Origin of the sequence: Mesorhizobium sp. BH1-1-4 (assembly GCF_020165665.1) — a bacterium.
Taxonomy (GTDB): Bacteria; Pseudomonadota; Alphaproteobacteria; order Rhizobiales; family Rhizobiaceae; genus Mesorhizobium.
The window spans coordinates 1-24,490 of sequence record NZ_JAIUIN010000031.1 but is presented as its reverse complement, the minus strand read 5'-3'; the positions used below and the strand labels follow the sequence as shown (position 1 = coordinate 24,490).

Sequence of the window (24,490 nt, the reverse complement as noted above, 5' to 3'; positions counted from 1 at the left end):
GAATGGAGATGAGATCCCAAGCATACAGTTTTCACGAATCCAAACCGACAGATCACGCTGCGGAATTCGCTGCGATTCGTAGGCCCGAGGACGTCCTGAACGAGGACATGGCGATCGGCGAAAAGCGGGCTCTGCTCGCCTTCTGGGCTTCAGACGCCCATGCGGTTCCTGACAATCCCACCCTACGCCAATTGGACAACGGTGCGATTGCGCGGGTCAGCGAGATTCTTGGCGCGCTCCACGCCCTGGACGGGATTGGGCGCAAGCCGCCGGTCGGGGCATCGTTTGACCGCCGTCCGTCTTCAGGCCGGCGTCGCAACGAAACCAGGCGCCACTGGCTGCGATACCCCTGGCGAGATGACGATGATGATGATCCACCGCCGGTTCCGGCATTTGCCGGCGTCCCGCCCAGACGTGGGGATGGCGGCATGTTCGCGGAGCCTGAGCATGCCGTCGCGTGAAAAGCCGAACCAGCAAATCAAATCGTTCAACCGAATGGAGGACCATATGGGCGACAGGACATTCGATGGACCGGTGTTGGTCAAGAATGGCCAGTTCATTCAAGAATTAGGCAGCCTCGAGGATGCATTCGACTTCCTGGACGAGTGGCCCCGGGAGCGGCGGGGGCCAATCTTCGAAACGGCCTTCCGGGCCTGCCAGCGTGCTTACGACGGCCAGATTCCACTCTCGGTCGCGCGCGATGCCGTCGCTGGATTTGCGAGATCCGTCAAGATTCTGCACGAGCCGCTTGCACCGCTGCCCTGGATGGACGGCACCAAATCCGGCCGCGGCGGGGTGGCCGTCTAACCGCGACAACGGCAGCGGCACTGACGGCATCCGCTTTTTTACCAAGAACGGCTTCGATTGGACCTCATCGGCGAGACAATATCGCCGATGAGGTCGGGCATTCGGATGGTGGAGACATCGTCCTACTCCATCACATGTGGAGTATGCCGCTTGTCCTCCTTGGGATCGACGTCAATACGGGCCCTTTTCGGATCAAAGGCGCCATGACGCGCGATGGCCAGGGCCGCGGTATCCGGCGTCTCATACGCCCACATGAAGTCGTCGGCCGAGCCGCCGACAGCATGAACACGCCAATAGCTCGCGGTGCCCTTCAGCGCGCACTCGCTGGTGGTGTTGGTCTTTTCGAAAAGGTCGAAATAGATATCCTCGAAGGGGATATAGAATACCGGCTCATGACCTTCCTCCCGAAGAATTTTCGCTCGGTCGGTGGCGGCGACTATGGCGTCGGAAAACCGGACCGTCACCGTGCCGAGGAATGGTTCTATGCTCATGCCGCCGATAGGGCGCCTGGAAATCGCTTCTGAACCTTGCATCTGAATTCTCCTTGGCCAGCGACTTGATGGTCGGATGACATTGTCTTCCACGGATGAAGTCGAAATGCGCAGCAGTGGATTGAGGTTCCGGTCTCTCCGGAAATCCTGCCGCCTTGCACGACCAAACTGGATCGACCGGGGCGAAGAAAGCTGCGACCACGGGCAATGCGATGCATGCACCGTGCTCGTCGTGGAAAACGGGTCCCTCTCCCGCCTGAGCTTCGCGGCAACGGCCGGGGCAGTTGGCTGATCGCATCGTGTGGACCGCCAGGAAGGCCTGAAAACGTGAAAAATGAGGGCTTCGTATGGAAGGTGGCTCCCCGGGCCGGATTCGAACCAGCGACCAACCGGTTAACAGCCGGTTGCTCTACCACTGAGCTACCGGGGAACGGAGGCTCTTTGAGCAAGTGGCGCAGCCTATAGCAAACCCGTTTCGGCTTTGCAAAGAAGCATTTCGCATTTTTCCGAGACTTTTTCGCGCAGCGGTTTCTCGCAATAGGCCTTGCTCGCCCTCATATTAGCCGTCTTGACGATGGCGCGGAACCGAAAGGGCGGTCGCGGCTTTCGTAAAATGACATTGTCGAGCCCCAGGACAGGCCAGCCATTCACGATGACCGCAGCGGACGAAAACCGGGCACCAGCACGAAAGATCTCGGTTTTCGGGCGGCAATTCACCATGCCGCGGTCGCGCGGGCTGAGAATCGCCATCGGCGTGCTTTTGACCATTGGCGGCATTCTCGGCTTCCTGCCGATTCTCGGTTTCTGGATGGTGCCGCTCGGATTGCTGGTACTCTCCTATGAATTTGCCATGGTGCGGCGCCACCGCCGCCGTTTTGTCGTCTGGTGGGAGCGGCGGCGCCGGCCTGATTGAGCGGGCAGGCAACGCCTGCAAGCGCGTGGCGTCTCTCGTGATTTCCCATTACACATAATGATCTGCTAATGTTCGTCGTCGCCGTAGTGCGCGACGCTTCTATGCGGAGGGTCAGATTCATGCCGAGGAAACCGCGCGGAATGCGTGGTGGCCGCTTGACGCCATTTTCGCCGCAACCTATTGGAACCGGGTGGAACGCCGGGAGCAACGAGGCCTCGTGGCGGAGTGGTTACGCAGAGGACTGCAAATCCTTGCACCCCGGTTCGATTCCGGGCGAGGCCTCCAATGCCCCAGGCTCCCGCGCGCCAGCGCCGGAGCCTGAAGTTCCTATCCAATGGGCCGCGATCGTGCCGCGGAAAGCGAGGCTTGGAACATGAGCGCTGAATTTTCCGAACTTCGCGTCAAGATGGTCGACGGTCAGGTTCGCACCACCGACGTGACCAGCGCGCCGCTGCTGGAAGCCATGCTTGTCGTGCCGCGCGAGGTTTTCGTCGGCGAGCGCCAGCGCGATCTCGCCTATATCGACGAGGACATCCGCGTCGCCGACAGCGCGGACGGCGCGCGCTACCTGATGGAAGCCTCGCCGCTGGCCAAGCTGATGCAACTGGCCGAGATCAACCCGACCGATTCGGCGCTCGATGTCGGTTGCGGGACCGGCTATGCCTCGGCGATCCTGTCGCGCCTGGCGCGGTCCGTCGTGGCGCTCGAAAGCGATTCGGCCTTGGCGCAAACCGCCGCGTCGACCCTTTCCGGCCTTGGCTGCGGCAATGTGACCGTGGTCCAGGGCGCGCTGGCGCAAGGCCATGCGGCCAAGGCGCCTTACGATGTCATCTTCGTCGGCGGCAGTGTCGGCAAAGTGCCGGCTCCGCTGCTTGACCAACTCGCCGAAGGCGGCCGCCTGGTCGCGGTCGAAGGCCAGGGAAATTCGGGCGTGGCGCGACTTTTTTTCAAGGCCGGGGGGGTTGTAACCGGGAGAAGGGCATTTAATGCGGCAATTAAGCCACTACCCGGATTCGAACGTGAGCATGCTTTTGAATTCTGAATGATTTGGCCTTGCAGCAAAGGCTTTGTCATGGTCGCTTGGATTTGAACGATCGTCGCTAATCCCAGACTGGGGGCACTTTGGGCTGCGCGACAGGGAACATGAAACACGCCGTTCGGGCTGCTCAAAGGGAGAAGCTGGCGCGGCGCGGTTCCCATGGAAAACGAATGAGGGTTAAACCGTGCCGTCAGTACGCAAGTCACTTTTCACCGCCGTCCTCGTTTCGGCGACCGCGCTATCCCCGCTCGGCGCTTCGGCCGAGACCATCACCGGTGCTCTTGCAAAAGCCTACCAGTACAATTCCACGCTGAATGCATCGCGTGCCGGTGTGCGTGTCACCGACGAGAGCGTGGCCATCGCCAAGTCGGGCTGGCGCCCGACGGTTACGGGTTCCGCCAATATCGACTACACGAACACGCGCCAGGCAAATGGCGGCGGCAATTCGAAGCTGACAAGCGGCAGCTACGGCATCCAGATCAACCAGTCGCTGTTCGACGGCTTCCAGACGAGAAACAACGTCGCGGCCGCCGAATCCCAGGTCAAGGCGTCGGTGGAAAGCCTGCGCAACACCGAGGAGAACACGCTGTTCAACGCGGCCACGGCCTACATGGACGTGATTCGCGACCGGCAGATCGCGGTGCTGACCGAGCAGAACCTGCAGTTCCTGACCGAGCAGGCGCGCGCGGCGCGCTCGCGCTTCGAGGTCGGCGAAGGCACGCGCACCGACGTCGCGCAGGCCGATGCCTCGCGCGCTTCCGCAGTGGCGTCGCTGAGCGCTGCTCGCGCGCAGGCGCTGGCAAGTGCAGCAACCTATCACCAGGTCGTCGGTGACGAGCCAGGCAAGCTCAAGGCCGCTTCGCCCTTGGGCCGGCTGCTGCCGTCGAGCCTCGGCGCCGCGATCGCCATCGGCTCGGCCGAACACCCGGCCATCCTTGCCACCCAGCATCTGGTCGACGCCGCGGCGTTTTCGGTGAAATCGTCGGAGGGCGCGCTGTTGCCGCAATTGTCGGCTTCGGCCGGCGTTTCGGAGAACTACCGCAACTCCATCCCCGAGGTGACGGGTTCCAACGGCAATTCGACCTCGGCCAATATCGGCGCGACGCTGACCATCCCGATCTATTCCGGCGGCCGGACCTCGGCGATCGTGCGGCAGGGCAAGGAGTCGCTCGGCCAGGCGCGTATCCAGGTCGACGTCAGCCGCGACCAGGTTCGCCAGGCCATCGCCACGGCATGGTCGCAATACACCGCCGCGCAGCAAAGCGTATCCGCCAACAGGCAGGTGATCGACGCGGCGCAATTGGCGCTGAACGGCGTCATCGAGGAGCGCAATGTCGGCCAGCGCACCACGCTCGACGTGCTCAACGCGCAGGCCACCGTGATCACCGCCAAGATCAACCAGGCCAATTCCGAACACGATGTGGTCGTGGCGAGCTATGCCATCCTCTCGGCAGTCGGCCGCCTGTCGGTCGACCGGCTAGGCTTGGCGGTGACGAAGTACAGGCCCGAAGAGCACTACAACGCCGTCAAGGACAAGTGGATCGGCCTGCGCACGCCGGATGGCCGCTAGGCCTCTTCGTTCGAACGGCGTTTCCAGGCTGGGCAGTTCAATCGGGCACGCCCGGCTGACGCTGGCCTTGTCTCGAGTGCTGACGGGGAGCCGTCATACGACTTTGGCGGAATCGCTCTAATCTGTTGAAATCCCACATGTCCCCAGATTGGGGATTCTCGTGCGGCGATCCGTCGGTTACGCTGCCGTCATGATTCGAATCCGGCTCTTGCCGGAGCGGAAAACCTGCAACGGGTCACAAGGGCGGCGGATGTGACGATGGCAACGGCAAGCAGCGCGCAGCGCGAACCTTCCATGGAAGAGATACTGGCTTCCATCAGGAGGATTATCGAAGACAGCGACAGCGGCCGCAAGCAGCCCGGCGACGCCGAAGAGTCGCGGGCCGATGAGTTGCGGCAGGACCTGGAACCCGTACCGAGTGCTGTTGCCGCCGCCGACATCGATGCCTTCCGCGCCGAACTGCATGCCGCCCCCGAGGTCGGGAAATCGGCGGTGATGGCTGAAGTCCAGGCGCCGGCCGTACGGCCGGAGATCGCACGCATGGAAGTGCCGCCGCGTGCCGATCCGGCTTTGGGCAGGACGCCGACAACGCTGGCCGAGGTCAGCGCCCGGGTCGCCGCGGAGCCAGCGCCTGCCGCCAGCCGCGACGCGCCGGCGGCTGCCGCGGAGGTTGCGACAAGCGAAGCCGTCGTCGCCGACTGGCGTCGCGAGATCGCGGCCGTTGGCGAGCAAGCCAAGGCGATGCCGGATCGGAGCATCCGCAAGCCAGTGCCCCAGCCGGAGGTGTCGGCGAGCGAGCCGGCGGCGGAACCCGCGATCGAGCGGTCTTCGTCAAGCGATGCTCCAACGGGCACGGCCCAGGCGCGTGCGGCGGCAAACGAAGCGCACGCGGTGCGTCCCGCGATTGTTTCCGAACATACCGGCCGGCAGGTCGCGGCTGCCTTCGGCGAACTGTCCGACGCGTTTGCCAGCCGCAGCAAGAAGACATTCGACGAGATGGCCGAAGAAATGCTGCGGCCGATGCTGCAGGATTGGCTGGATAACAATCTGCCGACGCTGGTCGAAAGGCTGGTGCGCGAGGAAATCGAGCGCGTGGCGCGCGGGGCGCAGTAATCTCCGCCAACGACCACTCTCGAAACGCCGCCCATGAGGCGGCGTTTTTGTCGATGAGATCAGCCCGCGCTGGTCGCGAAGCAGATGAGGTTGCCGTCGGGATCCATCACGATGAACGTGCGGGCGCCCCAGGGTTCGGTCCGCAATGTCTGGTGGAACGGGGCCGTGGCCGCCTGATATTCCAGAAACAGGGCTTTAATGTTGTCGACAACGATCGTTGCCGCCAGCAGGTCATCGGCCGGACTGGCGGCGAGTGGAGGCTTGTCGACGTGACGCAGGTTGAGCCGTGCGCCGTCGCGGATGATTTGGGCGTAGAAGGGCGGCTCACCATAGGTGAAGCGCGTCTCGAAGCCGAGCTTTTGCCGGTAGAAATTACAGGCCGTTACGATGTCGCGGACAAAGAGCTGCGGCTCGGCAAAGGCAAGATGCGGTTTTTCGGCGTCTGTTGCCACATGATCTGTCACGGCTTGAAGGCCTCCCTTCAACGCCTCCCAGCTTTCGAACCCTGACTTCCTGGCGACAAGTTCCTGGGCATCGGCAAGCTTGAAGCCGTGATCGAGGATTTGGCTGTCGCTGAGATCGTGAAAACGCGGCAAGAGCCATCCGATCACGGCGGCGACGGGATAGTACCGCTCGCGGTGCCATTTCAGATAGAGCTTGGCCTGTTTCTTGTGGTGTTCGAGGGTCTGCATGGGCGCATTTGTGGGGTTGAGGTGGCGTAGGCGGGCAATGCCCCTCCGGCCGGAAGCCGATGCGCCCTACAGCAGCGCCTGTACGGTATGGCTATGACGCCCGGCGGTCAAGCTGCGAGTGCCTCGCGCCAGGACATTCGTTGAAATGAGAGCCGGCACGCCTATTTGCTTCTCATGATCCAGGCTGCCCTCGCGGTTGACTTGGCCAAGACCTTCCGATTTACACCGAACCAGCAAAATTCCCGACAGCGCGGACCGTTTTCCCATGCTTGAAAAGACCTACGACGCAAAAACCGTCGAGCCGAAGATCGCCAAGGTGTGGGAGGAAGCCGACGCGTTTCGCGCCGGCGCCGGCGCTGAAGAGGGGGCCGAGGCCTTCACCATCGTCATTCCGCCGCCCAACGTCACCGGGTCGCTGCATATGGGCCATGCGCTCAACAACACGCTGCAGGACATTCTGGTTCGCTTCGAGCGTATGTGTGGCAAGAACGTGCTGTGGCAGCCCGGCATGGACCATGCCGGCATTGCCACGCAGATGGTGGTCGAACGCCGGCTGATGGAAAAGCAGATCCATCGCCGCGACCTCACGCGCGAGGAATTCATCGAGAAGGTGTGGGAGTGGAAGGCTGAATCGGGTGGGTTGATCTTCAACCAGCTGAAGCGCCTCGGCGCCTCCGCCGACTGGTCGCGTGAACGCTTCACCATGGACGAGGGCCTGTCCAAGGCCGTGCTGGAAGTATTCGTCACGCTCTACAAGCAAGGGCTGATCTACAAGGACAAGCGCCTTGTGAACTGGGACCCGAAACTGTTGACCGCGATCTCCGACCTCGAGGTCGAGCAGCAGGAGGTCAACGGCAATCTCTGGCATTTCCGCTATCCGATCGAAGGCGCGGCCTTCGATCCGGAAAACCCGAAGACCTTCATCATCGTGGCGACGACGCGCCCCGAGACGATGCTTGGCGATACGGCTGTCGCTGTTCATCCCGGCGACGAGCGGTTCCAGCATCTCATCGGCAAGAATGTCGTCCTGCCGATCGTCGGGCGCAAGATCCCCGTCGTGGCGGACGAGTATTCCGATCCCGAAAAGGGGTCGGGCGCGGTCAAGATCACGCCGGCGCATGATTTCAACGACTTCGAGGTCGGCAAGCGCCACAAGCTGCCGGCGATCAACATCCTGACCGTCGAAGCCGCCATCAAGCTCCGGGATAATGAGGACTTCCTCGCCGGTCTCGATGTGACGCCGGAGCGTCAGGCTGTCTGGGACGAGCTCGACGGCCTCGATCGTTTCGTCGTGCGCAAGAAGATCGTCGAGCTGATGGAGGCGGGCGGCTTCCTCGACAAGGTCGAGCCGCATCGCCATGCCGTGCCGCATGGCGACCGCGGCGGTGTGCCGATCGAGCCGTACCTGACAGAGCAGTGGTACGCCAACGCGGCGGAACTGGCCAAGCCGGCGATCGCCTCGGTGCGTGAGGGGCGCACCAATTTCGTGCCTAAGAACTGGGAGAAGACCTATTTCGACTGGATGGAGAATATCCAGCCCTGGTGTATTTCGCGCCAGCTGTGGTGGGGGCATCAGATCCCGGCCTGGTACGGACCGGACGGGCGCGTCTTTGTCGAGAAGTCCGAGGAAGAGGCGCTGGGCGCGGCGATCGAATATTATCTGGCGCTCGAAGGCCCCTGGAAGGCCTGGGTCGAGGACAAGCTGGAGAATTTCAAGCCGGGCGAGATCCTGACGCGCGACGAAGACGTGCTCGACACCTGGTTCTCGTCGGCGCTTTGGCCGTTCTCGACGCTCGGCTGGCCGGACCAGACGCCGGAACTGAAGACCTACTACCAGACCGACGTGCTGGTGACCGGCTTCGACATCATCTTCTTCTGGGTCGCCCGCATGATGATGATGGGCCTGCACTTCATGGACGAGGAGCCGTTCCATACCGTCTATGTGCATGCGCTGGTGCGCGACAAGAACGGCGCCAAGATGTCGAAGTCGAAGGGCAACGTCATCGACCCGCTCGACCTGATCGACGAATATGGCGCCGATGCGCTGCGCTTCACGCTGACCGTGATGGCGGCGCAGGGACGCGACGTGAAACTCGACCCGGCGCGCATCGCCGGCTATCGCAATTTTGGCACCAAGCTGTGGAACGCCACGCGCTTCGCCGAGATGAACGAAGTCGCGCGCAATGACGATTTCTGGCTGAACGACGCAAAGCTCGCGGTCAATCGCTGGATCCTGACCGAGCTGACCCGGGCCGCGCGCGAGGTCACCGACGGCATCACCTCATACCGCTTCAACGAGGCGGCGGGAGCCGCCTATCGCTTTGTCTGGAACCTGTTCTGCGACTGGTATCTGGAATTGCTGAAGCCGGTGTTCATGGGCACGGACGAGGCGGCCAAGGCCGAGAGCCGCGCCTGCGTCGCTTTCGTGCTCGACGAGATCTACAAGCTGTTGCATCCGATGATGCCGTTCATGACCGAGGAGCTGTGGGCGCAGACGGCGGGTGAGGGCAGGGAACGCGCCTCGCTGCTGTGCCATGCCACCTGGCCCTCGCCGGATTTCGAGGACGCCGAGGCGGCCGCCGACATCAACTGGCTGGTCGACCTCGTCTCAGGCATCCGCTCGGTGCGCTCGGAGATGAATGTGCCGCCGGCGGCAATAGCGCCGCTGGTCGTGGTCGGGGCCAACGCGGTGACGCGCGAACGGCTGGCTCGCGAGGACTCGGCGATCAAGCGGCTGGCGCGTGTCGGCGACGTCTCGCTCGCCGATGCGGCACCCAAGGGTTCTGCGCAGATCGTGCTCAACGAGGCGACGATCTGCCTGCCGCTTGGCAGCCTGATCGACCTCACCGCGGAGGCCGCGCGGCTGCAGAAGGAACTGGTCAAGGTGACCGAGGAAATCGCGCGCCTGCACAAGAAGCTGTCCAACGAACGGTTCGTCGCCAGTGCGCCGGCCGAGATCGTCGAGGCCGAACGCGAAAAGCTGGCCGAGTATCGCGACGCCCAGGACAAGCTTTCGGTGGCATTGACCAGGGTACGTGACGCCGGCTGAAGGGCAGATTCGCGAGACTTTAGCACCCTCTAAAATGGGCGGTCTTTCGCCTCGAAATCGGCATTCCGTTGCGTTAATTTTGACGTAAACGGAAGTTTTTGCCCCATTGTTGCCATAATGTAACAATGGGGCCTGTTTCCCCTAAAACCGCTGTTTTGGAGCCTTTTCTGGCCTTTTTTGTATATTTTTTCGCTCGGCTGAGTGGGCGTCAGGCCCTTTTTGAGCTTGGGCCCGTCCCTCTGCATTTTGTCGAAAATGCGTTTAGCGGGCATGTACGTGTACGCCCTGGAATTCGTTGTTGCGCCGTTAACCTGAATTGGTTCTAGCTTGATCCACTAGTTATTCGGGGAGGACATCCATGAACAATTTGCGTCTGAAAGCACTGCTGGGGGCAGGGTGCTTTTCGGTGGCCTTGATGGGTTCGGCACACGCTGGCGGCTTCTCGCGCGGCAATGCCGATACGGATATTATTTTCGAGGACGGCAATTTCAACATGCGCGCTGGCGTGACGTATGTTTCGCCGCATCGTGAGTTCACGAAGAACCCAAACCCGGCGCTCGTAGGTACCGAATATACGGACGACTACGTCATCCCGTCTGCGGCTGTGAAGTTCAACCTGACCGACAATTTGCGTTGCGCAGGGACGATGGTGGACAACAATGGTGGTTCGACCACTTACGACTTCCCGAAGGTCAGTGGAAAGCTCGCCGAGGACTTCACGACCAATGAAAAAGCGCTGACATGCGGCGTTAAATTCAGTGTTGGACGCGGTAATCTTTGGCTCCTCGGCGGCGGGTTCACGGAAAATCTCGACTACAACCGCGTCAATGCGCTGGGGACGCTTCCTCCATTCAATGTTGCACTCCCAAATGCAAACCTTCAGTTGTCGGGACAGGACTTTGGTTACCGCGTCGGAGTGGCGTACGAGATTCCTGAAATAGCTCTCCGCGCTCAGGTAATGTATCGGTCTGGAACCAGCTATGGCGCAGACGGCAGCCTCACGGTGCCGACAGCGGCTTTGCTGGGAGCGCAGGCTAAACAACTCCAGGCCGCCGCCATAGCTGCGTTCGGAAGTGGCAATCCTGTGCTTGGTGCCGCGCTGGCCCAGCAAGCAGCTGCGGCGCTAACGCAGGCCAACCTTGCTGCCGCCAATGGCTTGGAAACCACTGCGCCCGCCACCGGGACAGGCAATCTGCCGCAGAGTGTCGAAATGAAACTTCAGTCCGGCATCGCGCCCGGCTGGCTGGCTTTCGGCTCAGCCAAATGGACGGATTGGAGTGTCCAAAAGGCGCTCATTGTGAACTCCCCCATAACCAACACCATAGACACCTATAACTGGAAGGACGGCTGGACGATCACGGGCGGCGTAGGACATGCCTTCACCGACCGGCTATCCGGTCTTGTCAGCCTGACATGGGATCAGGGCGTTGGAACTGGTTGGGATCTCACGAGCGATACCTATACGCTTGGCATCGGCGGGTCCTATAAGGACGGTATGGGCGGCGAACTGCGCGGCGGCGTTGGTTTCAGCTACCTGACGTCGGCAACCGAGACGCAGTATGCAGAAGTACCAGGGGTGTCCGGCAATCAGGCGGTCAAAGCCGGCTACGCCGTTGCAGTCAATCTTGGGTACGCCATCAAGTGGTAATTTCTGTGATTTCGAAAACAAAGAGGCCGGGCATTGCCCGGCCTCTTTGTTTGGCTGGGCCTTGCTGCATTCCGGAAAATCCGCCCGCTCATTCACATTAGCTTCAATGCGGATATTGTCGTTGACGTAAACGGAAGTTTTTGCCGCGATGTTGCCATAATGTAACATCGGGCGAAACGTGACCCAAAATGACATTTTTATACAGGCCCTGGTTGGTTTTCCTGCGTTTTTCGCGAAGGGCGCTTTCAAAATCGCTGATTTGCGTGGTTCACGCTGCTCGGCGCGTGATTGGGAACCGCTTTCGGGAAATATGTACATGTACACCACTTGAAATCGTTGTTGCGTCTCCCCAGCGAATTGGTTCTTGCTTGGGTTGTGCTCGAATTCGGGGAGGGACTCATGGACAAGCTGAAGGCACTGCTGGGGGCGGGGTGCTTTTCACTGGCATTGATTGGCACAGCGGTGAATGCGGCGCATGCCGGCGGCCTGGAGCGTGGCGGCTACGACATCGACCTTTTGTTTGATCCGGCACCGTTCGCGTCGGATGTGGGGGCGACTTATGTGATGCCACAACGCGACGTCAAGAACGCGGTGGACACATCGGGCGGCGGCCTGACGGGCAAGAGCACTGCTCGCAACACCGAGGGGTACTGGGTGCCTTACGTCGGGGTCAAGGCAGCGCTTGGCCATGGCGTCGACTGTATGCTGGACTATTCGCAGCCCTGGGGCGCAAGTTCAAACCCGGGTATCTGGAACGGCTCCTATTCCAACACCAACACTCAGATCAAAAGCAACAACTATGCAGGAACCTGCTCCTACAAGATGGATGCTGGCAAAGGACAGCTTCGTTTCATCGGCGGTGTCTTCTACCAGGAGGTCTACGGCTTCAAGGAAAGCTACGCTAGCCCACTTCTTGGCACCACGCTTGGTCGTGTGGATCTGACCAGCAGCGGTTGGGGCTGGCGAGCCGGCATCGCCTACGAGATCCCCGATATCGCGTTGCGCGCCAGCCTTGTCTACAACTCACAGGTCAAGCTCGATAATATTTCGGGCACTCTGAACATCGGCGGCAGCGTGGCGGACATCTATGGCCCAACCCAGTCGATGCCGGATTCATTGGAATTGAAACTGCAGTCCGGCATCGCGCCGGGCTGGCTAGCTTTCGGTTCGGTCAAATGGGTCAATTGGAGTGTGCTGCAGAGTGTTCCGATTTGCTCGTCGGAGACCAAGGCCTTCGGATGCACGACGGTTTCTCCATACCCAGTCAGGCTCACCTCGCTCGACCTGATGTATCGTGATGGCTGGACGGTCACCGGCGGCATTGGCCATCAGTTCAACGAGCAGTGGAGCGGTGCCGCGCAAATCTCCTGGGATCGTGGCACGTCGCACGGCTATGGCGACCAGACCGATACATGGACCTTGGGCGGGGGTGTCGCCTATACGCCGCGACCCAACATCGAACTCCGTCTGGCGGGAGCAATCGGGGTGCTGACCAGCGGCCACTCTGGCGTGGTAGTTGATGCCAATGGTTATCCAGCCGGCACCGATGTCAGCTACGACTTTGGCAACGATCTGGTCACGGCGATTTCCGGCGGTCTCAAGATCAAATTCTAAGACTGTGAAAATGCTTCGAAAAAGGCCGGGCAATGCCCGGCCTTTTTCGTTTAGGCGGGGACTGCCGGCGAGCCCCTCATCCGACCTGCGAAGCCTATACGTCGGGCCGGTTGCGCCTTCTGCGAATGTGACGTTTTGGCAACACTTTCTGAACAACCCCCGCGCTAGAAGTCAGGCCGGGGAAATTGCCCATTTCCCGCCATAAACCCGGCGCACCTCGAACTTGTCTCGGGACACGCGCCAAAAGGCTCGGCGATGGGGCAGGCCGCACCGCCCGCGGCAAGGAAGAGAATGGACGCCAAGGTCGTTTCAAAGGCTAAGCTCCCTAGCCGCCATGTGACTGTCGGTCCGGCACGTGCGCCGCACCGGTCCTATCTCTATGCCATGGGCCTGTCGGCGGCCGAAATCGCGCAGCCGCTGGTCGGCGTCGCCTCCTGCTGGAACGAAGCAGCACCCTGCAACATATCGCTGATGCGCCAGGCGCAGGTGGTCAAGAAGGGCGTGGCAGCCGCCAACGGCACGCCGCGCGAATTCTGCACCATCACCGTCACCGACGGCATCGCCATGGGCCACCAGGGCATGAAGTCCTCGCTGGTATCGCGCGAGGTCATCGCCGATTCGGTCGAGCTCACCATGCGCGGCCATTGCTACGACGCGCTGGTCGGCCTCGCCGGCTGCGACAAGTCGCTGCCCGGCATGATGATGGCCATGGTGAGGCTCAACGTGCCGTCGATCTTCATCTATGGCGGTTCGATCCTGCCCGGCAGCTATCGCGGCCGCCAGATCACCGTGCAGGATGTGTTCGAGGCGGTCGGCCAGCACTCTGTCGGCACGATCGGTGATGCCGAATTGCTCGAAATCGAGCAGGCGGCCTGTCCCTCGGCCGGTTCGTGCGGTGCCCAGTTCACCGCCAATACCATGGCCACCGTCGCCGAGGCGATCGGCTTGGCTCTGCCCTATTCCTGCGGCGCGCCGGCGCCTTACGAAATGCGCGACCGTTTCAATTTCGCCTCTGGCGAAAAGATCATGGAGCTGATCGCGAAGAACATCCGGCCGCGCGACATCGTCACGCTGAAGGCGCTGGAGAATGCGGCAACCGTGGTTTCTGCCACCGGCGGCTCGACCAATGCCGCGCTGCATCTGCCGGCGATCGCCCATGAGGCGGGGATCAAGTTCGACCTGTTCGACGTCGCGCGCATCTTCGAGAAGACGCCTTACATCGCCGACCTCAAGCCAGGCGGCAAATATGTCGCCAAAGATATGTTCGAGGCCGGCGGCATTCCGCTGCTGATGAAGACGCTGCTCGACCATGGTTATCTGCATGGCGATTGCCTGACGGTCACTGGCCGTACTTTGGCCGAAAACATGCAGCACGTTGCGTGGAATGAGCATCAAGACGTGGTCCGCCCGGCCAACAGACCCATTACCCAAACCGGCGGTGTCGTGGGGTTGAAGGGAAACCTTGCCCCAGAAGGCGCGATCGTGAAGGTCGCGGGCATGGCGGAGTTGAAATTCTCCGGCCCGGCGCGCTGCTTCGATTCGGAAGAGGAATGTTTCGAGGCGGTGACGAACCGCGCCTATCGGGAAGGCGAGGTTCTGGTCATCCGCTATGAAGGGCCGCGCGGCGGTCCTGGCATGCGCGAGATGCTGTCGACCACGGCGGCACTCTACGGCCAGGGCATGGGAGGCAAGGTGGCGCTGATCACCGACGGCCGTTTCTCCGGCGCGACGCGCGGCTTCTGCATCGGCCATGTCGGCCCGGAAGCAGCGGTTGGCGGCCCGATCGGTCTCCTCCGGGATGGCGACGTGATCACGATCGACGCAGTGAACGGCACGATCGAGGTGGCGCTGTCGCAGAGCGAGCTCTCGGCGCGGGCCAAGACATGGAAGGCGCGCACGACCGACTATCAGTCGGGCGCGATATGGAAATACGCACAGACGGTAGGGTCCGCCAGGGATGGCGCGGTTACCCATCCGGGCGGTGCGCAAGAAACACACTGCTATGCGGATATCTGAGTTGTTGAGGTCAACACCAGAGTTGTTGAGGTCATCTGTCCTGCCGGCACTGGTCGCGGTCGCGATCTTTGGCGCCGTGGGCCAGGCCATGGCCTTCGACGACAAGGTGTTCGACGACAAGACCGGGGTGAAGCCGCAGTCGAGCCCCTGGGCGGTGTTCCAGTTCGGGTTCTCCGCCTACAAGAGCGGCCATAAGGAGCAGGCCGCCGAGGCCTACAAATATGCCGCCGAGAACGGCCAGATCGGCGCCACCTGGAAGCTTGCCCGCATGTATGCCGAGGGCGACGGCGTGGCCCGCGACGACTATGAGGCGTTCAAGTTCTTCTCGGAGATCGTCGACCAGGACGTCGAGCCCGGCTCGCCGGAAGAAAGCTATGTCTCCGACGCGCTGGTGGCGCTGGGCGACTATCTGCGCACGGGCATTCCCGGCAGTCCGGTCACGGAGAACGAGGTGGCGGCGCAGGAATACTACATGCGCGCGGCGGCCAACTACCGCAACCCGAACGCCCAGTTCGAGATGGGGCAGATGTTCCTGAAGGGCGAGGGCGGCGTGAAGGCCAGCGTCAAGCAGGCCGGGCGCTGGTTCCAGCTCGCCGCCGAGAAGGGCCATGCCGGCGCGCAGGCGACGCTTGGCCATTTGCTGTTCCAGAGCGGCAAGATCGTGCGCGGCCTGGCGATGATGACCGCGGCCCTCGAGCGCGCGTCGCCGGCCGATCAGCCCTGGATTCGCGGCATGCAGGAAGAGGCTTTCGCCGCCGCCGGCGAGGCCGACCGCCGCACCGCTATCTCGCTCGCCGACGATATCCTGACCAAGGGCAACAACGCCGATCAGTAGGGCTGAACGGCCGGGAGAAATTCCCGGCGGGGCAGCGGGCGTTCCAGGTCTCGTCTGTTGCTTGCCGACGAGACGATCTCAGGAAAATCAGTTTTCGGTCGGCTCCGTCGGCACCATGCTTGGCGCTGGTGTCGAGATCGGCGTGACATGCAGGTGCGGCGCCGTGGTGTTTGACGGGCAGCTATCCCCAACCTTCGTCCAGGACGTGTTGTTGAGCACCATGTCGCAGCGCGCCAGATGACTTTGGTCGGCAACCGTCAGACAGGCGACCTGGCCGACCGGATAGGATTTTCCATTGGCAAGGCATTCCGGCGCGGCGAAGGCCGGCACGATCGCGGCCGTGGCGAATGCCAGGCCGATCGGATAAAGCGCAAAACGAATGGTCATGGGAACCCCGGCCGCCGCCATGATGATTTCCCATCATGCGCCCGATTGTGGCGACACGAGGTCCGGTGATTCGGCGGCAGAAGGGGCTGCGTCAGGCCGGCTGCAGGGCAAGGTCGATCGCCACCGGAACGTGATCGGACGGTTTTTCCCAGGCGCGCACATGTTTTTCGATCGAGGCCGACGAGAACCGGTTCGCGGCTTCCGGCGACAGCAGCAGGTGGTCGATGCGGATGCCGTTGTTCTTTTGCCAGGCACCGGCCTGGTAGTCCCAGAACGTGTAGGTATCGGGCGCATCGGTGACCGCGCGCACGGCTTCGGTGAAGCCGAGATTGAGCAGCCGCCGGAAGGCCTGCCGTGTTTGCGGCTGGAAGAGCGCATCGCCCAACCAGTTCTCCGGGAACCGCGCGTCGATCGGCTCGGGAATGACATTGTAGTCCCCGGCCAGCACCAGCGCCTCTTCCAGCCTCAGGCGCTCCTGCGCCCAGCGCTCCAGCCGCGCCATCCAGGACAGCTTGTAGGGAAACTTCTTCTCGTCATCGATCGGGTTGCCGTTTGGCAGATAGAGCGAGGCGACGCGCAGCGCACCCTTGTCGGTCGAGAACACGCCTTCGATGAAACGTGCCTGTTCGTCGGTGTCGTCGCCCGGCAGGCCTCTGATGACCTCGTCGAAAGGAAGCTTCGACAGCAGCGCGACACCGTTGAAACCTTTCTGACCATGGGTCTCGACATTGTAGCCAAGCGCCTCGATCTCGGCGCGCGGGAACTGTTCGTCGACCGTCTTGATCTCCTGCAGGCAGACGATGTCGGGCGCGCTTTCGGTCAGCCAATGGGTGAGGTTGCCGATGCGGGCGCGCACGCCGTTGATGTTCCAAGTGACGATTTTCATGACGCTCTCATTATTCCTGCGGCGGGAGACGTTCGACGAGGCCGATCGTATTGCCTGCCGGGTCCTTTAGAAAGGCCATCCATTCGCTTTCCCCCGCCGGACCGAACTGGCCTTCGGTGTCGCGATGGACGAGAGCAGGTGGTGCGGTGAACGGAACGCCCGCGGCTTTTGCCTTGGCGTGGAAGGCTTCGAGGCCCGCTATGTCGAGATAGACGATGCCGGCCGGGATGCCGTCGGTGAACAGCAGCCTGACATCGCCAGCCATCATGAAGGCTATGCCGGGCGGATCGTAGCGGGCGTGTACACTCATGCCGAACACATCGCGCCAGAAGGCGAGGGTGATGTCGAGATCGCGCCCGGCCGACAGCGCGACCTGACGGACCGCGCCGATTATGGCCATAACGATATCGCTAGATGGAAAAACTGGTGCCGCAGCCGCAGGAGGCAACCGCGTTCGGGTTCCTGATCTGGAAGGACTGGCCCATCAGATCGTCGACGAAGTCGATCACCGAGCCGCCCATATAGACCAGGGACAGATCGTCGATCAGCACCGTGGCGCCGTCCTTCTCGATGGCGACGTCGTCGTCATTGCGCGCATCGACCAGATCGAATTTGTAGGAGAATCCGGAGCAGCCGCCGCCTTCGACGGAAACGCGTAGCGCCGTCTTGCCGGCTTCGGCCGAAACAATCCTGGCGATCCGCTTGGCGGCGGCCTCGGTCATCTCGACTTTCATGGCGGTCTTGGCATCAGCGCCCATGGGCGTCACCTTGCTTTCGGTTTCACATGATAGGTATGAAGCGCGACGGGGCAAGTCAACTGCGGCGGCATCAGCCATGACAAATGAGCTTGGCGACATCGGATTCGGCTATCGGCCGCGCGCGGCCTACGCCACCGATCCGCCGCGCTCGCGCGGCCGGCTGTTCGACGAGGTCGAAAGTCCGACCCGCACGCCGTTCCAGCGCGACCGCGACCGGATCATCCATTCGACGGCGTTTCGGCGGCTGAAGCACAAGACGCAGGTCTTCATCGCCCATGAAGGCGACCACTACCGCACCAGGCTCACCCATTCGATCGAAGTGGCGCAGATCGCGCGTGCATTGGCGCGGGCGCTGCGCGGCGACGAGGATCTCGCCGAGGCGGTGGCGCTGGTGCATGATTTCGGCCACACGCCCTTTGGCCACACAGGCGAGGACGCGCTGAACGAGAAGATGGCGGCGTGGGGCGGCTTCGACCACAACGCACAATCGCTGCGCATCGTGACGCGCCTGGAGGCGCGCTACGCCGAGTTCGATGGGCTCAATCTGAGCTGGGAGACGCTGGAAGGCCTGGTCAAGCATAATGGTCCGCTCACCGACGGCAATGGCAAGGGCCTGAAGGGGCCGGTCCCGCAGGCGATCCGCGACTATTCGCAATTGCAGGATCTCGAGCTCGATCGGTTCGCCGGCATCGAGGCGCAGTGCGCGGCGATCGCCGACGATATCGCCTACAACACGCATGACATCGACGATGGGCTGCGGGCAGGGCTGCTGACGCTGGACATGCTGAAGGCCGTTTCGCTGCCTGGAACGATCCTGAATGGGGTGCGCGAGCGCTATCCCAGGCTCGACGACGTGCGCACCGGCCACGAACTGATGCGGCGCCAGATCACGGCCATGGTCGAGGATGTGATCAAGTCGACGACCGCCAATCTGGAGCGTGTCAACCCAGGAAGCGCCGACGCGGTGAGGGCGGCGGGCGAGACGATGGTGACCTTTTCGGCCGAGATGGCGCAAGCCGAGAAGGAACTGAAGGCCTTTCTTTACAAGCATCTCTACCGGCACCAGGAGGTGATGCGGGTACGTGCGGACGCCGAGCAGATCGTCAGGGACCTGTTCGACGCCTATTTCGCCGACCCGCGCGCCATGCCGGACGGCTGGCGCGAAGGGTTGGACCGGGCGGAGGATCGCATCAAGGCGCGCAGCGTCGCCGATTTTCTGGCCGGCATGACCGACACCTATGCCCTCAAGGAACACAGGCGTTTGTTTGACCGCACCCCGGATTTGAGCTAGGGCGGGCTCGATTTGCCGGCCAAAGGGCTGGATTCGTCGTAAAGCCGCCAGAGCATACACCATGAACATCTTCGCCGATTTCACCGCGCGAGTCGTAAAGGCTGTCGAAGCGCTCGACCTGAAAGACAAGGACGGCGTTTCGCCTGATCTGTCGCGCATCGCGGTCGAGCCGCCGCGCGACGCCAGCCATGGCGACCTCGCGACCAATGCGGCAATGGTGCTGGCCAAGCCAACCGGCCAGAACCCGCGTGCGCTGGCCGAGAAATTGGCGGAAGCGCTGCGGACCGACAAGGATGTCGCCGCCGCCGAGGTGGCCGGTCCCGGCTTCGTCAATCTCCGACTCCAGGACGGCTTCTGGCAGGCGCACCTGTCGGCGCTTCTGGGCGAGGGGCGCAACTACGGCCGCTCGACGATCGGCGCCGGCCGCAAGACCAATGTTGAATATGTCTCGGCCAATCCGACCGGGCCGATGCATGTCGGCCATTGCCGGGGCGCCGTCGTCGGCGACGCGCTCGCCAATCTGATGGCGTTCGCCGGTTACGACGTGACCAAGGAATATGTCATCAACGACGCCGGCTCCCAGATCGACGTGCTTGGGCGCTCGGCGATGCTGCGCTACCGCGAAGCGCTTGGAGAAGATATCGGCGAGATTCCGGCGGGGCTTTATCCCGGTGACTATCTTGTCTCCGTCGGCGAGGCCCTGGTCAGGGAGTTCGGTCGTTCCTTGCTGCAGATGCCGGACGACGAGGCTCTGGCCATCGTCAAGGACCGGACCATCGATGCGATGATGGCGATGATCCGCGAGGATCTGGCGTTGCTCAACGTGCACCACGACGTCTTCTTCTCCGAACGCACGCTGCACGCCGACAATGCCAGGAAGATCCGCTCGGCGATCAACGACCTGACGCTGAAGGGCCATATTTACAAGGGCAAGCTACCGCCGCCCAAGGGCGAGAAGCCTGACGACTGGGAAGACCGCGAACAGACGCTGTTCCGCTCGACCGCCGTGGGCGACGACATGGACCGGGCGCTGGTCAAGTCCGATGGCGCGTTCACCTATTTCGCCGCCGATGTGGCGTATCTGAAGGACAAGGTCGATCGCGGCTTTGTCGACCTGATCTATGTGCTTGGCGCCGACCATGGCGGCTACGTCAAGCGCCTGGAAGCCTTGGCCCGGGCGATTGCCGGCGACGAGGTCAAGCTCACCGTTTTGCTGTGCAACCTGGTGAAGCTGTTTCGCGAAGGCGAGCCGGTGCGCATGTCGAAGCGGTCCGGCGATTTCGTGACGCTGCGCGAAGTGGTGGAAGAAGTCGGACGCGATGCGATCCGCTTCATGATGCTTTACCGCAAGAGCGATGCGCCACTCGACTTCGACTTCGCCAAGGTGACCGAGCAGTCCAAGGACAATCCGGTGTTTTACGTGCAGTACGCCTCGGCGCGCTGCCATTCGGTGTTCCGGCAGGCGAGCGAACAGTTGGGGGAGGCGAATTTCGACCGCAACAGCCTGGCGGCCGCGGCAAGGTCGCTGACCGATGAGGGTGAAATCGGGCTGATCAGGAAGCTTGCGGAATATCCGCGCCTGATCGAGTCCGCGGCCCTTGCGCTCGAGCCGCATCGGCTGGCATTTTATCTCTATGATCTGGCTTCCAGTTTCCATGGGCACTGGAACCGTGGCACGGATAATCCGGACTTACGTTTTGTTAAGGTTAACGACCGACAATTGACGCATGCCAGACTAGGGCTGGTGCAGGCTGTTTCGGACGTGTTGACGTCCGGCCTGACGTTGATCGGAGCCGCCGCGCCCACCGAAATGCGTTAGGTTTGACTAAAAAACCTGTCACCTTTTGCCCACATTGCGCTGGTAAGGGCCAACCCTGCGCGACGTCCATGGCGTCCGAATGAGTGCGAGTTCGGGAACAATAATGGCAGACAGAACCCAGCTGAGAGTAGCCGACAACAACGACATCGCCGACGATGATCCGTTCGCGGAACTGACCAGGATCATGGGATTCGACCCACGCCAGCCGGTCAAGGCGCCGGCCCAGCCGAAAGCCGATGTCACCGGTCCATCCGCGGCAGAGGGCGATTTCGACATCGACCTCGAAAAGGAACTGATGGGCGAATTCGACGCTGCCGACAGCGTGGCTGCTCCGCTTGTCGAAGCTCATGAGCCGGCATTCGAGCCTGTGGCCGTCGATGTTGCGGACGACGATCTTGCGCTGTCGCTCGACGATGATTTCCACCTGGACTTGACTGATGTCGACGACCATGCGGCCGTTGCCAGCCATGGCAACGCCGGCGCGGCGCAAGCCGTGCCATCCGTTGAGCCCGCCTTCGACGGCGATTTCGACAATGCCGTCGCCAGTTCGCTCGAGGACGTGTCGCCTTTTGACGACGATCTGCCAATGGAGGACGAGCTCGCCGCCTCGCTCGACCGGGATTTCCGTATCGAGGACGAGGCCGCCGAGACCCGGCACGCCGTTGCCGAGGCTGCGGTTGTCGAGGCGCCGCCTGCCGTCGGGCCGGCCTCCGATGATGAATTTGACGACGCCGTCGCGATCTCACTCGAAGACGAGTTGATGCTCGACGACCATTCCATTGATCAGCGCCATGCGGCCGCTGTCGAATATGCTGAACCGGTGCAGGCCGCCGCGAATGAAACCCAGGTGATCTCCGATGAGGATTTCGTCGGCCACTTCGACGATGCCATGGCCGACGTCGACATGGATTTTGACGTTCGAGCGGATGAACCGGTCGCTTTCGATGAGGAGCCGGCGCACGAGTTGCTCGCCGATGCCGTCGAGACGCAGGACGAAATTCCAGGCGCCGAAGCCGTTTCGGATGACGCTTTCGACCTGAATCTGGACGACGCGTTTGCCGTGCCTGCCGAAGAGCCCGTTGCCGAGATCGCCGCGGCCCCCGCGCAGCCGGCAGCGCCCGTGGCAAGCATTGCGCCGCCGGCGCAAGCCCCCGTTGCGGACGAACGAAGCCTCGAAGACGAGTTGAACGCGCTTCTCGGCGCCATGACCGCACGCACGCTGCCATCGGCCAAGGAGCCAGCGATGGCTCAGCCCGTAGCGGCCCAGCCGGCCGCGGCGCTCGTTCAACCGCCTCTCGCCGCGACTGCAAAGACCACGGATGAGCCCGCCGATCTTGTCGGTGAGCTCGACTGGGACCTCGAAGAGCCCGTATCCGAGGATGTGCATCACTCCGATCCTATCCGTGCCGCCGGCGCCGACCTCGACGACCTGCTGCTCGATGAGCTTCAGGATCGGGATTTCGGCTCGGATGCCGCTGAACAAGGCAATGTCGATTTCGACAATGATGCGTTCGACGCCGCGATGGCCAAGGATATCGATCCGCGTGACGAAACGGCGTCCCGCCAGGATCAACCCGATTCGCTCGATTGGCTGGCGGATCGATCCGCACCGTCGGAGCCGGCCCGTTCCTGGAGCCGCGTGACACCCGTTCCGCAACAGCCGTCATTTGCCGCGCAACCTGTCGCCTCGATGGCGGCCAGGACGGCGGTACCGGAAGTGGCGACCGTGCCCTCCTACCGTTCGGCCGAGCCGGTTGCGGCTGCCCCCTATATGGCTCCCGCTTCGGCACCGCAGGCGCGGCAGCCCTCGTCCTATGAAGAGATGCCCGATGTCGAGACGGTCGATGTGCCGGAGCGCGTCGTGGCGCTGGCTGACGATCTCGACATTCCGGAATTGCATTTCGAGGAAGATGAGCCGGCGGCAGCCGGTTATGACGATCTCGACGCCGAATTCGCCAGCCTTTTGACCGAGATGAATTCGGTCGAGGTCGCGCCTGCGCCTGCCGGCAACGCCGCCTATGCCGACGAATCCTACAATGCCGGGTTCAATTCGGGATATGGCCAGGCCAATCCGGGATATGGCGCGGCCAATCCGGGATATGGCGGGGCCAATCCGGGATATGAGGACAATCGGGCATACGAAGAGCCCAGGCCGACCTATCAGCCGGAAGCGCGTACCTATGCGGCACGGCCGGCGGAAACGCCTGCCCGCGCGTCGGCCTCGGGCTATGCCGACGCCGCCGAAGGTTTCGATCTCGACAACCTGCCCGGCAGCCAGCCGGTTTCGCAAGCGGACGATTTTGCCGTCGACGAACTCGACTACGATCCCGAACTGGACGAGGCGATGTCGGTTCCAGGCCTGGGCGAGCGGGAAGCCGCAAGGCCGTCGGGCCGGCGCGGCCTGTTCATTGCCGCGATCGTTGGTGCCGTGGCGGTCGCTGGCGGCCTTGGTGCCTTTGCGCTGTCTTTCGGCGGCAAGGGCGGCAGCGAAGCTCCGGTGATCGTCAAGGCCGACAATTCGCCGATCAAGGTCAAGCCGGAAAACCCGGGCGGCACCGTCGTGCCGAACCAGGACAACAAGGTTTATGACGCGGTGGTCAAGGGCGCGAAGCCGGCCGAGCCGGTCCAGCAGAAGCTCGTCACCAACACCGAGGAACCGGTGGACGTGCAGGCGAAGGACCCGGCGCGCGCCGTCGATCTTTCCGCCGACCAGAACGCCGCCGCCGGTACGGATGGCGGTGGGGATGCTTCGACCGCAGGCGCGGCCCCGGCCGACACCGCGGCGCCAGCGCCGAAGTCGGAGGATCGCATCGCGCAGGTCCTGCAGGACGCCGACAAGGGCAACAACAACGATGTCGTTGCCGTTGCGCCGCGCAAGGTCAGGACCATGGTGGTCAAGTCCGACGGCTCGCTGGTGGCCCGCGAGGATCCGGCCCCGGCGGCACCGCAGGTGGCTGCGGCCGAGCCGACCGATCCGGCGCCACAGCATGTCGCGCCTGCCGGAGCCGACCAGATTGGCGCCGACCAGACTGGAGTCGACCAGACTGGCACCGACCAGACTGGCACCGTGGCGCCCCCCGCCGCGCAGGCCGGCGACGAGCCGGCCCTGAAGCCCGCCGCCAAGCCCGCCAAGGCTGAAGCCAAGGCGCAGTCGGCCAACACGCCGGCCAAGGTTGCGATCGCGCCGCAGCGTCCGTCCGACCAGCCGGTCGACGTGGTCGGCGAAGTCAAGCCCGATCAGGTCGCGTCCATCGATCCGGCCTCGACCGCGACCGGCAACGGTTCGTGGTCGATACAGATCGCTTCGCAGCCAACGGTGGATAGCGCCCAGTCGACCTATCAGGATCTGCAGCGCCGCTATGGCAGCGTGCTTTCCGGCCGCACGGCCAACATCGTCAAGGCCGAGATTGCCGGCAAGGGCACGTTCTACCGAGTCCGCGTTCCCGCCCAGTCGCGCAACGATGCCATCAATTTGTGCACCAGCTACAAGGCGGCGGGCGGCAACTGCTTCGTATCGCGCTAGACCTCGATCGACTTCTTCAAAGCCGGCGCGGCCCAAGGC

At 62.7% G+C, this 24,490-nt stretch carries 21 protein-coding genes and 2 tRNA genes; 15 read left to right on the top strand and 8 right to left on the bottom strand.

Annotated features, from left to right (window positions below):
• Nucleotides 1-8 precede the first annotated feature (8 nt).
• Both LB569_RS29435 and LB569_RS29430 read left to right on the top strand, forming a co-directional pair.
• Complete coding sequence (locus LB569_RS29435) at nt 9-461, top strand: hypothetical protein (RefSeq protein ID WP_224535158.1); 453 nt, start codon at nt 9-11, stop codon at nt 459-461.
• Nucleotides 462-507: 46 nt separating this feature from the next.
• On the top strand, nt 508-807 hold the full coding sequence (locus tag LB569_RS29430; protein ID WP_224695094.1) for a DUF982 domain-containing protein: 300 nt from the start codon (nt 508-510) through the stop codon (nt 805-807).
• Between the two features lie 122 nt (nt 808-929).
• Here the strand turns inward: LB569_RS29430 and LB569_RS29425 are convergent, their stop codons facing one another.
• The 3 genes from LB569_RS29425 to LB569_RS29415 all read right to left on the bottom strand — a co-directional run bounded on the left by LB569_RS29425 (nt 930) and on the right by LB569_RS29415 (nt 2,066).
• Nucleotides 930-1,340, bottom strand: coding sequence for a DUF427 domain-containing protein (locus LB569_RS29425; protein ID WP_224695093.1), 411 nt, complete (start codon nt 1,338-1,340; stop codon nt 930-932).
• 313 nt (nt 1,341-1,653) lie between these two features.
• Nucleotides 1,654-1,728: transfer RNA gene (locus LB569_RS29420), tRNA-Asn, on the bottom strand.
• A 29-nt stretch (nt 1,729-1,757) separates the two neighbouring features.
• Nucleotides 1,758-2,066: a hypothetical protein gene (locus LB569_RS29415; protein WP_224695095.1), complete on the bottom strand. Its 309-nt coding sequence runs from the start codon at nt 2,064-2,066 to the stop codon at nt 1,758-1,760.
• Here LB569_RS29415 and LB569_RS29410 point away from each other — a divergent pair.
• From LB569_RS29410 to LB569_RS29390, 5 genes are all read left to right on the top strand, one after another.
• Nucleotides 1,951-2,211: a hypothetical protein gene (locus LB569_RS29410; protein ID WP_140701630.1), complete on the top strand. Its 261-nt coding sequence runs from the start codon at nt 1,951-1,953 to the stop codon at nt 2,209-2,211. The genes LB569_RS29415 and LB569_RS29410 overlap by 116 nt on opposite strands.
• A 211-nt stretch (nt 2,212-2,422) precedes the next feature.
• Nucleotides 2,423-2,496: transfer RNA gene (locus LB569_RS29405), tRNA-Cys, on the top strand.
• A gap of 88 nt (nt 2,497-2,584) precedes the next feature.
• Nucleotides 2,585-3,253, top strand: a complete 669-nt coding sequence (locus tag LB569_RS29400; RefSeq protein WP_224695070.1) for a protein-L-isoaspartate O-methyltransferase family protein — start codon at nt 2,585-2,587, stop codon at nt 3,251-3,253.
• A gap of 181 nt (nt 3,254-3,434) precedes the next feature.
• Nucleotides 3,435-4,820: a TolC family outer membrane protein gene (locus LB569_RS29395; protein ID WP_224695069.1), complete on the top strand. Its 1,386-nt coding sequence runs from the start codon at nt 3,435-3,437 to the stop codon at nt 4,818-4,820.
• A 258-nt stretch (nt 4,821-5,078) separates the two neighbouring features.
• The gene (locus LB569_RS29390) at nt 5,079-5,933 is read left to right on the top strand and encodes a PopZ family protein (RefSeq protein ID WP_224695068.1); all 855 of its coding nucleotides are present in this window, start codon (nt 5,079-5,081) and stop codon (nt 5,931-5,933) included.
• Nucleotides 5,934-5,992: 59 nt separating this feature from the next.
• On the opposite strand, the gene LB569_RS29385 is transcribed toward LB569_RS29390, so the two are convergent.
• The gene (locus tag LB569_RS29385; protein ID WP_224695067.1) at nt 5,993-6,625 is read right to left on the bottom strand and encodes a bleomycin resistance protein; all 633 of its coding nucleotides are present in this window, start codon (nt 6,623-6,625) and stop codon (nt 5,993-5,995) included.
• Between the two features lie 265 nt (nt 6,626-6,890).
• On the opposite strand from LB569_RS29385, the gene LB569_RS29380 reads away from it, so the two are divergent.
• The 5 genes from LB569_RS29380 (at nt 6,891) to LB569_RS29360 (ending at nt 15,787) form a co-directional block, all read left to right on the top strand.
• Entirely contained in the window at nt 6,891-9,674 is a 2,784-nt protein-coding gene (locus LB569_RS29380; protein ID WP_224695066.1) for a valine--tRNA ligase, read from the top strand.
• A gap of 358 nt (nt 9,675-10,032) precedes the next feature.
• Complete coding sequence (locus LB569_RS29375; RefSeq protein ID WP_224695065.1) at nt 10,033-11,322, top strand: outer membrane protein transport protein; 1,290 nt, start codon at nt 10,033-10,035, stop codon at nt 11,320-11,322.
• 399 nt (nt 11,323-11,721) lie between these two features.
• Nucleotides 11,722-12,936: an OmpP1/FadL family transporter gene (locus tag LB569_RS29370; protein ID WP_224695064.1), complete on the top strand. Its 1,215-nt coding sequence runs from the start codon at nt 11,722-11,724 to the stop codon at nt 12,934-12,936.
• Between the two features lie 291 nt (nt 12,937-13,227).
• Nucleotides 13,228-14,952: a dihydroxy-acid dehydratase gene (ilvD, locus tag LB569_RS29365; RefSeq protein WP_224695063.1), complete on the top strand. Its 1,725-nt coding sequence runs from the start codon at nt 13,228-13,230 to the stop codon at nt 14,950-14,952.
• Complete coding sequence (locus LB569_RS29360) at nt 14,939-15,787, top strand: tetratricopeptide repeat protein (RefSeq protein ID WP_140701621.1); 849 nt, start codon at nt 14,939-14,941, stop codon at nt 15,785-15,787. Before ilvD ends, LB569_RS29360 begins: the two co-directional genes overlap by 14 nt.
• Nucleotides 15,788-15,874: 87 nt before the next feature.
• Here LB569_RS29360 and LB569_RS29355 read toward each other — a convergent pair whose 3' ends face one another.
• From LB569_RS29355 to erpA, 4 genes are all read right to left on the bottom strand, one after another.
• Nucleotides 15,875-16,174, bottom strand: coding sequence for a hypothetical protein (locus LB569_RS29355; RefSeq protein WP_224695062.1), 300 nt, complete (start codon nt 16,172-16,174; stop codon nt 15,875-15,877).
• 91 nt (nt 16,175-16,265) lie between these two features.
• Nucleotides 16,266-17,060, bottom strand: coding sequence for an exodeoxyribonuclease III (gene xth / locus LB569_RS29350; RefSeq protein ID WP_224695061.1), 795 nt, complete (start codon nt 17,058-17,060; stop codon nt 16,266-16,268).
• A 10-nt stretch (nt 17,061-17,070) separates the two neighbouring features.
• On the bottom strand, nt 17,071-17,460 hold the full coding sequence (locus LB569_RS29345; RefSeq protein ID WP_224695060.1) for a VOC family protein: 390 nt from the start codon (nt 17,458-17,460) through the stop codon (nt 17,071-17,073).
• Between the two features lie 10 nt (nt 17,461-17,470).
• Nucleotides 17,471-17,818, bottom strand: coding sequence for an iron-sulfur cluster insertion protein ErpA (gene erpA, locus LB569_RS29340; RefSeq protein WP_140701617.1), 348 nt, complete (start codon nt 17,816-17,818; stop codon nt 17,471-17,473).
• Nucleotides 17,819-17,894: 76 nt separating this feature from the next.
• On the opposite strand from erpA, the gene LB569_RS29335 reads away from it, so the two are divergent.
• The 3 genes from LB569_RS29335 (at nt 17,895) to LB569_RS29325 (ending at nt 24,451) form a co-directional block, all read left to right on the top strand.
• Complete coding sequence (locus tag LB569_RS29335) at nt 17,895-19,109, top strand: deoxyguanosinetriphosphate triphosphohydrolase (protein ID WP_224695059.1); 1,215 nt, start codon at nt 17,895-17,897, stop codon at nt 19,107-19,109.
• A gap of 61 nt (nt 19,110-19,170) precedes the next feature.
• Complete coding sequence (gene argS / locus LB569_RS29330) at nt 19,171-20,928, top strand: arginine--tRNA ligase (RefSeq protein ID WP_140701615.1); 1,758 nt, start codon at nt 19,171-19,173, stop codon at nt 20,926-20,928.
• 103 nt (nt 20,929-21,031) lie between these two features.
• On the top strand, nt 21,032-24,451 hold the full coding sequence (locus LB569_RS29325; protein ID WP_224695058.1) for an SPOR domain-containing protein: 3,420 nt from the start codon (nt 21,032-21,034) through the stop codon (nt 24,449-24,451).
• Nucleotides 24,452-24,490 lie beyond the last annotated feature (39 nt).

Coding starts and splice junctions, on each gene's coding strand:
- LB569_RS29335 (WP_224695059.1), top strand. CDS start 17,895: ATGACAAATGAGCTTGGCGACATCGGATTCGGCTATCGGCCGCGCGCG.
- LB569_RS29385 (WP_224695067.1), bottom strand. CDS start 6,625: ATGCAGACCCTCGAACACCACAAGAAACAGGCCAAGCTCTATCTGAAA.
- LB569_RS29410 (WP_140701630.1), top strand. CDS start 1,951: ATGACCGCAGCGGACGAAAACCGGGCACCAGCACGAAAGATCTCGGTT.
- LB569_RS29355 (WP_224695062.1), bottom strand. CDS start 16,174: ATGACCATTCGTTTTGCGCTTTATCCGATCGGCCTGGCATTCGCCACG.
- ilvD (WP_224695063.1), top strand. CDS start 13,228: ATGGACGCCAAGGTCGTTTCAAAGGCTAAGCTCCCTAGCCGCCATGTG.
- xth (WP_224695061.1), bottom strand. CDS start 17,060: ATGAAAATCGTCACTTGGAACATCAACGGCGTGCGCGCCCGCATCGGC.
- LB569_RS29325 (WP_224695058.1), top strand. CDS start 21,032: ATGGCAGACAGAACCCAGCTGAGAGTAGCCGACAACAACGACATCGCC.
- LB569_RS29370 (WP_224695064.1), top strand. CDS start 11,722: ATGGACAAGCTGAAGGCACTGCTGGGGGCGGGGTGCTTTTCACTGGCA.
- argS (WP_140701615.1), top strand. CDS start 19,171: ATGAACATCTTCGCCGATTTCACCGCGCGAGTCGTAAAGGCTGTCGAA.
- LB569_RS29360 (WP_140701621.1), top strand. CDS start 14,939: ATGCGGATATCTGAGTTGTTGAGGTCAACACCAGAGTTGTTGAGGTCA.
- LB569_RS29375 (WP_224695065.1), top strand. CDS start 10,033: ATGAACAATTTGCGTCTGAAAGCACTGCTGGGGGCAGGGTGCTTTTCG.
- LB569_RS29430 (WP_224695094.1), top strand. CDS start 508: ATGGGCGACAGGACATTCGATGGACCGGTGTTGGTCAAGAATGGCCAG.
- LB569_RS29400 (WP_224695070.1), top strand. CDS start 2,585: ATGAGCGCTGAATTTTCCGAACTTCGCGTCAAGATGGTCGACGGTCAG.
- LB569_RS29380 (WP_224695066.1), top strand. CDS start 6,891: ATGCTTGAAAAGACCTACGACGCAAAAACCGTCGAGCCGAAGATCGCC.
- LB569_RS29345 (WP_224695060.1), bottom strand. CDS start 17,460: ATGGCCATAATCGGCGCGGTCCGTCAGGTCGCGCTGTCGGCCGGGCGC.
- LB569_RS29435 (WP_224535158.1), top strand. CDS start 9: ATGAGATCCCAAGCATACAGTTTTCACGAATCCAAACCGACAGATCAC.
- LB569_RS29415 (WP_224695095.1), bottom strand. CDS start 2,066: ATGGTCAAAAGCACGCCGATGGCGATTCTCAGCCCGCGCGACCGCGGC.
- erpA (WP_140701617.1), bottom strand. CDS start 17,818: ATGGGCGCTGATGCCAAGACCGCCATGAAAGTCGAGATGACCGAGGCC.
- LB569_RS29425 (WP_224695093.1), bottom strand. CDS start 1,340: ATGCAAGGTTCAGAAGCGATTTCCAGGCGCCCTATCGGCGGCATGAGC.
- LB569_RS29390 (WP_224695068.1), top strand. CDS start 5,079: ATGGCAACGGCAAGCAGCGCGCAGCGCGAACCTTCCATGGAAGAGATA.